We start from the raw sequence: 9,801 nt of genomic DNA, 5'->3' as shown, positions 1-9,801 counted from the left end.
AATCGGACGACGTTGCGGGCCGGACCAAGGTCTATGAAAGCATCGTCAAGGGCGAGGACAATTTCGAAGCGGGCATTCCCGAGAGCTTTAACGTTCTCGTCAAGGAAGTGCGCGGCCTCGGCCTGAATATGGAACTCCTGGATGCGGAGGAAGATGAGTAACGCCAACGCTCATCGGTAGGTCGGACTGCCATGTCCGACCTGCGCCTCCCCCCAATTCAAGGATTTGAAAATGAACCAGGAACTGACCAACAACCCGTTCAACCCCGTCACACCGCCCAAGGTGTTCGACGAGATCAAAGTCTCGCTCGCATCGCCCGAGCGGATTTTGTCGTGGTCCTTCGGTGAGATCAAAAAGCCCGAAACTATCAACTACCGCACATTCAAGCCCGAGCGTGACGGCCTGTTCTGCGCGCGTATCTTTGGACCGATCAAAGATTACGAATGTCTGTGTGGTAAATATAAGCGCATGAAGTATCGCGGCGTTGTCTGCGAAAAATGCGGTGTGGAAGTCACGCTGCAAAAGGTCCGTCGCGAACGTATGGGCCATATCGAACTAGCCGCACCTTGCGCGCACATCTGGTTCCTCAAGTCGCTGCCATCGCGCATTGGCCTGATGCTGGACATGACGCTGCGCGATCTTGAGCGTATTCTCTATTTCGAAAATTACGTCGTGATCGAGCCAGGCCTGACTGACCTGACATACGGTCAGCTGATGTCGGAAGAAGAGTTCATGGATGCGCAGGACGCGTATGGAATGGACGCGTTCACTGCTAATATCGGCGCCGAAGCGATCCGCGAGATGCTCGCCAATATCGACCTCGAAGCCGAGGCCGATCAGCTGCGCGCAGACCTCAAGGAAGCAACCGGCGAACTGAAGCCGAAGAAGATCATCAAGCGCCTCAAGGTGGTTGAGTCCTTCCTTGAATCCGGTAACCGCCCGGAATGGATGGTTCTGACCGTGATCCCGGTTATCCCGCCAGAACTGCGCCCGTTGGTGCCGCTGGATGGTGGCCGTTTCGCGACGTCCGATTTGAACGATCTGTATCGTCGTGTGATCAACCGGAACAACCGTCTGAAGCGTCTGATCGAACTTCGCGCGCCGGATATCATCGTCCGCAACGAAAAGCGGATGCTGCAGGAATCCGTGGACGCCCTGTTCGACAACGGCCGTCGTGGTCGTGTCATCACCGGTGCCAACAAGCGTCCGCTCAAGTCGCTGTCTGACATGCTCAAGGGCAAGCAGGGCCGTTTCCGCCAGAACCTTTTGGGTAAGCGCGTCGACTTCTCGGGTCGTTCGGTCATTGTGACTGGCCCGGAACTCAAGTTGCACCAGTGCGGTCTGCCAAAGAAAATGGCGCTCGAGCTGTTCAAGCCGTTTATCTATTCGCGGCTTGAAGCAAAAGGTTTGTCGTCCACGGTCAAACAGGCCAAGAAGCTGGTCGAAAAGGAACGTCCTGAGGTTTGGGATATTCTTGACGAGGTCATCCGCGAACACCCTGTGTTGCTGAACCGTGCGCCGACACTGCACCGTTTGGGCATTCAGGCGTTCGAGCCGGTGCTGATCGAAGGTAAAGCGATTCAGCTTCACCCGCTGGTCTGTTCGGCGTTTAACGCTGACTTTGACGGTGACCAGATGGCTGTCCACGTGCCGCTGAGCCTTGAGGCGCAGTTGGAAGCCCGTGTTCTGATGATGTCGACGAACAACGTTCTGTCGCCGGCAAACGGCGCACCTATCATCGTTCCATCGCAGGATATGATCCTTGGCCTTTACTATGTGTCCATCGCCCGGAACGGGATGAAGGGCGAAGGCATGACATTCGCGTCGATCGAAGAGGTCGAGCATGCGCTGAATGCGGGCGAAGTACATTTGCACGCGAACATTAAGTGCCGGGTCAATCAGATCGACGACGAAGGCAATGAGATAACCAAGTTGTTCGATACCACACCGGGTCGTGTGCGTCTTGGTGCACTGCTGCCTTTGAACGCAAAAGCGCCGTTTGACCTCGTCAACACGCTGCTGCGGAAGAAAGACGTGCAGAAAGTCATCGACACCGTCTACCGTTATTGCGGTCAGAAAGAGTCGGTTATTTTCTGTGACCAGATCATGACCATGGGCTTTAAAGAAGCGTTCAAGGCGGGCATTTCGTTCGGCAAAGACGATATGGTGATCCCAGAGACCAAGTGGCCGATCGTGGAAGAAACCCGCGATCAGGTTAAGGATTTCGAACAGCAGTACATGGACGGCCTGATCACTCAGGGCGAAAAGTACAACAAGGTTGTCGATGCCTGGTCGAAGTGTAACGACAAGGTCACTGATGCGATGATGTCCACCATCTCGGCGGAACAGACTGACGAGGACGGGTCCACGCGCGAACCGAACTCGGTCTACATGATGGCGCACTCTGGTGCGCGTGGCTCGGTTACGCAGATGAAGCAGCTGGGCGGGATGCGCGGCCTGATGGCAAAGCCGAATGGCGACATCATCGAAACGCCGATCATCTCGAACTTTAAAGAAGGTCTGACCGTTCTCGAGTACTTCAACTCGACCCACGGCGCCCGTAAGGGTCTGTCTGACACCGCTCTGAAGACTGCGAACTCGGGTTACCTGACACGTCGTCTGGTGGACGTGGCACAGGATTGTATCGTGCGCATGCATGATTGCGGTACTGAGCGTGCGATCACGGCAGAAGCTGCCGTAAACGACGGTGAAGTTGTGGCGTCGCTGGCGGAACGGATTCTTGGTCGTGTTGCGGCGGATGATATCCTCAAGCCGGGTACGGAAGACGTCATCCTGCGTGCTGGTCAGTTGATTGATGAGCGCATGGCAGACACAATTGAAGAAGCGGGTGTTGCCAGCATGCGTATTCGCTCGCCGCTGACCTGTGAAGCGGAGGAGGGCGTCTGTGTCATGTGTTACGGTCGTGACCTTGCACGTGGTACAATGGTCAACACCGGTGAAGCGGTCGGCATCATCGCCGCACAGTCGATCGGTGAGCCGGGCACACAGCTGACGATGCGGACGTTCCACATTGGCGGCGTTGCTCAGGGTGGTCAGCAGTCCTTCCAGGAAGCAAGCCAGGAAGGCAAAGTCGAATTCGATAACACCTCTACGCTGGAGAACTCGGTCGGTGACACGTTGGTCATGGGGCGTAACATGAAGTTGCGCATCATGGACGAACATGGCGTCGAACGGGCGAGCCACAAACTGGGTTACGGCACCAAGATTTTTGTCAAAGAGGGCGATATGGTTGCCCGTGGCGACAAGCTGTTCGAATGGGACCCGTACACACTGCCGATCATCGGCGAAAAGGACGGCATCGCCAAGCATGTGGACCTCACCGCTGGTGTGGCCGTACGCGACGAAACCGACGATGCGACCGGTATGACCCAGAAGATCGTGATCGACTGGCGCGCTGCACCGAAGGGTAACGAGCTTAAGCCGGAAATCATCCTTATGGGTGAAGATGGTGAGCCGCTGCGCAACGATGCGGGCAATCCGATCACCTATCCGATGTCGGTTGATGCCATTCTCTCTGTCGAAGATGGTCAGGAAATCAAAGCCGGTGACGTGGTTGCACGTATTCCGCGTGAAGGCGCCAAGACCAAGGACATCACCGGTGGTCTGCCGCGTGTGGCCGAACTCTTTGAGGCACGTCGCCCCAAGGACCACGCCATCATCGCGGAAATCGACGGTTACGTTCACTTCGGCAAAGACTACAAGAACAAGCGTCGTATCTCGATCAACCCGGCTGAAGAGGGTGCCGATCCGGTGGAATACATGGTGCCCAAGGGCAAGCATATTCCAGTGGCCGAAGGCGACTTCATCCAGAAGGGCGAGTACATCATGGACGGCAACCCCGCGCCCCATGACATCCTGTCCATCATGGGTGTCGAAGCGTTGGCGAACTACATGATCGACGAAGTTCAGGACGTCTATCGACTGCAAGGTGTGAAGATCAACGACAAACACGTCGAAGTCATCGTGCGCCAGATGCTGCAGAAGTGGGAAATCCTCGACAGTGGTGACACCACGCTGCTCAAGGGCGAACACGTGGACAAGGCCGAATTTGATGCCGCCAATGAAAAGGCGTTGTCGAAGGGTGGCCGCGAGGCGAAAGGCGAACCAATTCTGTTGGGCATCACCAAGGCGTCTTTGCAGACACGTTCGTTTATCTCGGCGGCGTCGTTCCAGGAAACCACACGCGTGCTGACCGAGGCTTCGGTTCAGGGCAAGAAAGACAAGCTGGTAGGCCTGAAAGAGAACGTCATCGTGGGTCGTTTGATCCCGGCGGGGACTGGTGGGGCAACCCAGAAGGTACGTCGTGTTGCTCAGGACCGCGACAATGTCGTGATCGAAGCGCGCCGCGACGAAGCGGAACAGGCAGCGGCTTTGGCTGCTCCGGCTCCGGCAGACGATGTGGTCGGTGGCGATGAGTTCGATAGTATCATCGTCGATACGCCAGAAAGCCGCGAATAAGCGCAGCTTTTTACCAAGTGATAAAAAAACCCCCGCGCTGGTCGCGGGGGTTTTTGTTTGTATGGCGCAAAACCCAAGCGGAACGGAACACCTTGATCGCACGTTGATCTGACAACAGCGAAAAAGGAGATTTCCATGACCCGCTTAATGACCACAACAACCGCGATCCTTGTCGGTCTGGCCGCACCGTTGGCCGCACAGGACAGTCACCAATGGGGCGAAAAGAACGCGAATTTCGAACCAGCATTCGAAAACCAGACCCGGGCAGACTTGGTGTCGTCCGATCTGAGTTACGCCTACCGCGAAATAGTTAGCGGGCTTGAGCATCCGTGGGCCATTGAAGCATTGCCCAGAGACAAAGGCTTGCTTGTAACAGAACGGCCCGGACGGCTGGTTCATGTGTCGATGGACGGTGATGTCTCTGACCCGATTTCCGGTCTTCCCAAGATATTCAATCAGTCAGCGGGCAACAGCACACAAGCGGGATTGTTAGACGTCAAGATTGGTCCCAATTTCGACACTGATCGTTGGGTCTATTTCACATATGCCAAGGGCAAAGGCGACGGCATGTCTGTGACGGCTGCGGCTCGCGGAAAACTGTCGGATGACATGTCTGAACTGACCGAAGTCCAAGAGATATTCGAACAGACACCGCCATCCCCGGCGGCAATGCATTACGGCAGCCGCATCGTGTTTGACGGGAGCGGCCATGCGTTCATCACAACTGGCGAGCACTTTAGCGATGAAGAGCGTGTAAAGGCCCAAGACCTCAACACCACGTATGGCAAGGTCGTCCGCGTTAATCTTGATGGGTCCATCCCCGAAGACAATCCGTTTGTCGGCCAAGAGGGCGCGATCGACAGCATTTGGTCTTACGGGCACCGCAACGTTCAGGGGGCCGCGATGCGCGGCGACCAATTGTTCGTGGTCGAACACGGTCCCGCTGGTGGTGACGAGATTAACATCCCGTTGGCTGGGCTGAACTATGGATGGCCCGTCGTGTCGTATGGCGTGCGCTATGGTGGCGGTGATATCGGCACTGGGCGCGCCCAGGCCGAAGGTATGGCAGAGCCTGCGTACTACTGGGATCCGGTCATCGCGCCGGGGGACATGACATTTTACGAAGGTGATATGATGTACGACTGGCAGGGCGACAGCCTTGTCGCTGGCCTTGTGTCTGCAGGCATTGTGCGACTTGAATGGGATGGTGACCGCGTCAGTGCTGAGGAGCGGTTGTTTACGGACTACGGCCGTGTGCGCGACATTGAAGAGTTGAGTGACGGAAGCCTGATCCTTGCCACAGATTATGAAGATGGCGCATTGATCCACGTAACACTGGACAGTTCAGGCTCGTAATCGGTTGAACAACGGGGCGCGGTAAGCGCCCCGTTTCTTTGTTATGCAGTGTTTGGCCGCAAACCGCCCATCATCGCTTGCGAAACACGCACGGCGACGATCAGTGCCATGATCCAACCGGTGGCTACAGCGGTGGCGATGCCAAGCCAGACGCCCCAGACGTCAAAGCCCAACAGAGCGATGAACACCCAGATAAAAAACGCAACGCCAAACCCTTGGCGGTAGATGCTGATCCAGAGGGTGTAAATCGGACGCTTCATGGCTTGCAGGAGCGAATTGATTGAAAAGAGCATCATGTAGATGGGAAACAAAAACCCATCGACCAGCAGGTAGCTTGCACCGATTTCAATCACATCCGGGTCCGATGTGAAGGGGCGCATCGCCCATGATCCGCCGAACCACAAAAGCGGCATCGCAACCACCGAAAGGGCGAACCCCAACTTCCAGCACAAGAACACCGCGTCTCGGACGCGGTCGTAATCACGTGCGCCAAAGTTTTGACCAGCGATCGGCAATAGGGCGCTTGTCATGCCCAAGACTGGCAGCAAGAGGATTTGTTCGATCCTGAGCGCCACGCCATATGCCGCGATGGCGTCTTCGCCGAAACCCTTCAGAGCGAATTGAACGACAAACCCAGAAACGAACATCACGCCCATCGCTGTTGTCGCGGGCAGCATTTGTTCAAAAATGGCTTTAAAGCAGGTGGCGTCCGGGACAAATTCGGCGCGTTTCACCCGCTCCATCATGTTCAGATTAAAGACGCGCGAAAGAATGAATACCATCACTCCGGTTTGGCTCATGACTGTGGCGGCGGCGATGCCATTGAAGCCCATGCCGCCCCAGACGCCGGGGATGCCGAACATCATCAATGGGTTGAGACCGATATTGGCAAAGAACGCCACCATCATAGCGCGCTGCATTGACCGGGTGTCGCCATGCGCTTGCAAGATGCCATTGCCGCCATAGGCCAGTAAAAATCCGGGCAGGGCAAGGATGAGCAGCCGGAAATAGCCAAGAGCCGCGTCGCGATAGCCCCCGGGTTCAGACACCAGCGCGATCAGGTAAGGCCCGCCAAACCAGCCGCAGATCATCAAAAGAACCGTTGCAATAACGCCAAAGCTAAGTCCTTGCGCAGCAAGGCTGCGGCTGCCGCTGGTGTTTTTTTCGCCCTTGGCATTGCTGACCAGCGCGCTGAGTGCTGAGCTCAGGCCAAAGCCGACAGCCATCATGATGAAGAATGCCTGAAATCCGATGGCGAGCCCGGCTTGTGCTTCGGTTGACAGTTGCCCGGCGAAATAGACATCGACCACGTTGTAGAGCGTGGAGAACAGCATGCCCAACGCTGCCGGAATGGCGAGGTTGCGGTAATGCGTCAGCATAGACCCAGTGGTCAGATCGTCATTCAGTGCAACTGCCACGGATGCTCCTGTCGTCCGGTGACGGGGGACAAAGCCCCACCAGATCGCGATACACGCATTGTTGGAGAAAGCCAAAGACCTTCGCAATGTCGCTTTTGTCATGGAGAGGATGCGGTTTGCCTGCTAATCCGATTGGCATGATCCTGCTTTCTGACAATATGCGTGGCGCGCTTTTGATGTGTGCGGCGATGGCCGCCTTCACCTTTGGCGATGCGTCTATCAAAGCGACAGGCGGCGATCTGCCATTGTCGCAATTGCTGGTGATCCGGGGTGTCTTGGCGTCGGCGGCGTTAATCGGGATGGCCTTGTATTTCAAAGGGCTGAAACTGCGACTTCCGACGCAAGACTGGATCTTGATCCTTGCGCGCGGCCTTGCTGAGACGGGGGCTGCATATTTCTTTTTGACTGCGTTGTTGGCGATGCCGCTGGCCAACGTGACGGCGCTTTTGCAGATGCTTCCGTTGACCGTCACTCTTGGTGGCGCGCTTGTGTTTCGCGAGGCCGTGGGGTGGCGACGGTGGTCGGCTATCATCATCGGCTTTGTTGGAATGTTGCTGATTGTACGCCCGGGAACGGACGGTTTTACCGGAGCGTCGGTTTATGCGCTTTGCGCCGTTGGTGCTGTGACGGTGCGTGATCTGGTCACGCGCCGGCTGTCCAAAGACGTGCCGTCTTTGACAGTGACCGTGATTTCATCCGTGATCGTCACGGTATTCGCAGGGATATGGTCGGTCGAGCAGGAATGGGTTGCCATGACCCCGCGCCTGTCGTTTTTGGTGATGATGGCGACGGCCTTTATAATCTGCGCGTATCTGTGCAGCGTCATGGTCATGCGGGTGGGTGAGGTGAGTTTCATTGCCCCGTTCCGCTATACGGGGTTGGTCTGGGCGCTGATCCTCGGGTTCCTGATATTTGGGGAATGGCCAGAGACGCTGACTTTGATAGGGGCGGCGATCATCGTGGCGACAGGTGTGTTCAGCCTGTTGCGCGAGGCGCGTCTGAAGCGACGGGCGAGAAAGCCAATTCTACCGCGTCAGCCGTAAGCGCAAAGCGACGATTGAGCATCTCGATATGCTCGACGGTCGGGGCGTGAAAGTCAGGTGTGCTGACCCCGGGTTTCTGACGCGAGTCGTTGTGTGCGTGATGCGCGCGCAGAAACATCGGTGGGTCAGTAAATGTGAGTGTCGGCATGAACCGGTTGATGCGGCTATGTGCGAAGTTCATCTGGCTCTGGCGCACGCCGCCCTGAACGGCCATTGCTTGGGCAACGCCAAGATAAGGTGTGACGGTCTCGGTCATCTCGAACGGGTGTATGTCTGACGCACACAGCGTGTAGCCGCGGTTCCAGTCAAAACCGACCAGCTTGTTGCCAAGAACCAGCGCTTCGCATTCGGTGGCCGCTTTGCGCAGTCGGGCTACGAAGTCGACCGCAAGTGCATCGTCGTCATCGTGGCGGACCTGCAGGCACGGTTGGTTGATATGGCGACGTGCGGCGTTGAGGACTGATTGGCAAATTTGACGGTGCGGTGCCGGATCGCGGGCGATGATGCGCGCTTGCGGAAACCCGCCGAGTATCCCTTGCAGCTGGGCCAGATAAGGGTCTGGCAAGCATGTCCCGACGAGCACTACGAGTTCGAAATCGGGGTCGGTTTGCGCCTTTAATCCGGGCAGACAGAAATGTTCGAACAAGGCAAACCGTTGCTCCATGCGATTTGGCGCATAAAGAAAGGCGCGACGGGCTTCGACGGTTTCATGATCAACCTGAAAACCGCCGATCGCGGGGTAAGAAAATCGACAAAATAGAATGGTCTGCATGACGATTGGCCCTGTGTAATGTCGGCAACTCGTGTAGGGCGACTTTGCCTTGGCAACGCCCTGCACACAAGCACCTGGGCGCTGTTGACAAGCTTTCCGACTCTCCATATACGCGCGTCTAATTCGACAGGGTCCAAAGCCTGTTTTGTCGATTTGCAGAACTGGAGCGGTCAAGATCCGGGCGCATGCCCCGATCCTCTGGAAATCCACCGCATCGCTTCCGACAGGGGAAGCGGATGCGGTCTTTTGCGTCGTTCCGAAAGGAAAGGCGGGACTTTAATCGGCGTCGCGGACGCGCGGTGCTTGAATACGAAACCCGCACGGGGATGGCCTCGTGCACCACATATGTGAGCTACACGGGGAAAAACCGGAATGCCAACGATCCAACAGCTGATCCGCAAGCCGCGGCAGCCTAAAGTAAAACGTTCGAAGTCGATGCACCTCGAGCAGTGCCCTCAGAAGCGGGGCGTTTGCACACGCGTCTATACTACCACTCCGAAGAAGCCGAACTCGGCGATGCGGAAAGTGGCCAAGGTGCGTCTGACCAACGGTTATGAAGTCATCAGCTACATTCCGGGTGAAAGCCACAACCTTCAGGAGCACTCCGTGGTCCTGATCCGTGGCGGTCGTGTAAAAGACCTTCCCGGTGTGCGCTATCACATCCTGCGTGGTGTTCTGGATACCCAGGGCGTCAAGGACCGGAAACAGCGCCGTTCGAAATATGGCGCGAAGC

7 protein-coding genes are annotated in these 9,801 nt (G+C 56.6%); 5 read left to right on the top strand and 2 right to left on the bottom strand.

Annotated elements, in window-relative coordinates; genetic code table 11:
* From ACTG4M_RS16155 to ACTG4M_RS16145, 3 genes are all read left to right on the top strand, one after another.
* Positions 1-161 (top strand): hypothetical protein (locus ACTG4M_RS16155; RefSeq protein ID WP_439124694.1); only part of this gene is annotated, 161 nt, incomplete at its 5' end.
* 70 nt (positions 162-231) lie between these two features.
* Positions 232-4,479: a DNA-directed RNA polymerase subunit beta' gene (gene rpoC / locus ACTG4M_RS16150; protein ID WP_439124693.1), complete on the top strand. Its 4,248-nt coding sequence runs from the start codon at positions 232-234 to the stop codon at positions 4,477-4,479.
* A gap of 135 nt (positions 4,480-4,614) precedes the next feature.
* Positions 4,615-5,835 (top strand): PQQ-dependent sugar dehydrogenase, encoded by a 1,221-nt coding sequence (locus ACTG4M_RS16145; protein ID WP_439124692.1) that lies wholly within the window; start codon positions 4,615-4,617, stop codon positions 5,833-5,835.
* A 41-nt stretch (positions 5,836-5,876) separates the two neighbouring features.
* Here the strand turns inward: ACTG4M_RS16145 and ACTG4M_RS16140 are convergent, their stop codons facing one another.
* Positions 5,877-7,253 carry an MATE family efflux transporter gene (locus ACTG4M_RS16140; RefSeq protein ID WP_439124691.1) on the bottom strand — a complete coding sequence of 459 codons (1,377 nt, stop codon included), beginning with the start codon at positions 7,251-7,253 and terminating at the stop codon, positions 5,877-5,879.
* Positions 7,254-7,390: 137 nt separating this feature from the next.
* Here ACTG4M_RS16140 and ACTG4M_RS16135 point away from each other — a divergent pair, with 137 nt between their 5' ends.
* Positions 7,391-8,296, top strand: a complete 906-nt coding sequence (locus ACTG4M_RS16135) for a DMT family transporter (RefSeq protein ID WP_439124690.1) — start codon at positions 7,391-7,393, stop codon at positions 8,294-8,296.
* Here ACTG4M_RS16135 and ACTG4M_RS16130 read toward each other — a convergent pair.
* Entirely contained in the window at positions 8,229-9,068 is an 840-nt protein-coding gene (locus tag ACTG4M_RS16130; RefSeq protein WP_439124689.1) for a putative rhamnosyl transferase, read from the bottom strand. The genes ACTG4M_RS16135 and ACTG4M_RS16130 overlap by 68 nt on opposite strands.
* Positions 9,069-9,440: 372 nt before the next feature.
* Here ACTG4M_RS16130 and rpsL point away from each other — a divergent pair.
* Positions 9,441-9,801 (top strand): 30S ribosomal protein S12 (rpsL, locus tag ACTG4M_RS16125; protein ID WP_439124688.1); only part of this gene is annotated, 361 nt, incomplete at its 3' end.

Origin of the sequence: Marivita sp., assembly GCF_965656765.1 — a bacterium.
In the GTDB taxonomy this organism is placed as follows: Bacteria; Pseudomonadota; Alphaproteobacteria; order Rhodobacterales; family Rhodobacteraceae; genus Marivita.
This window is presented reverse-complemented; position numbering and strand designations above follow the sequence as displayed.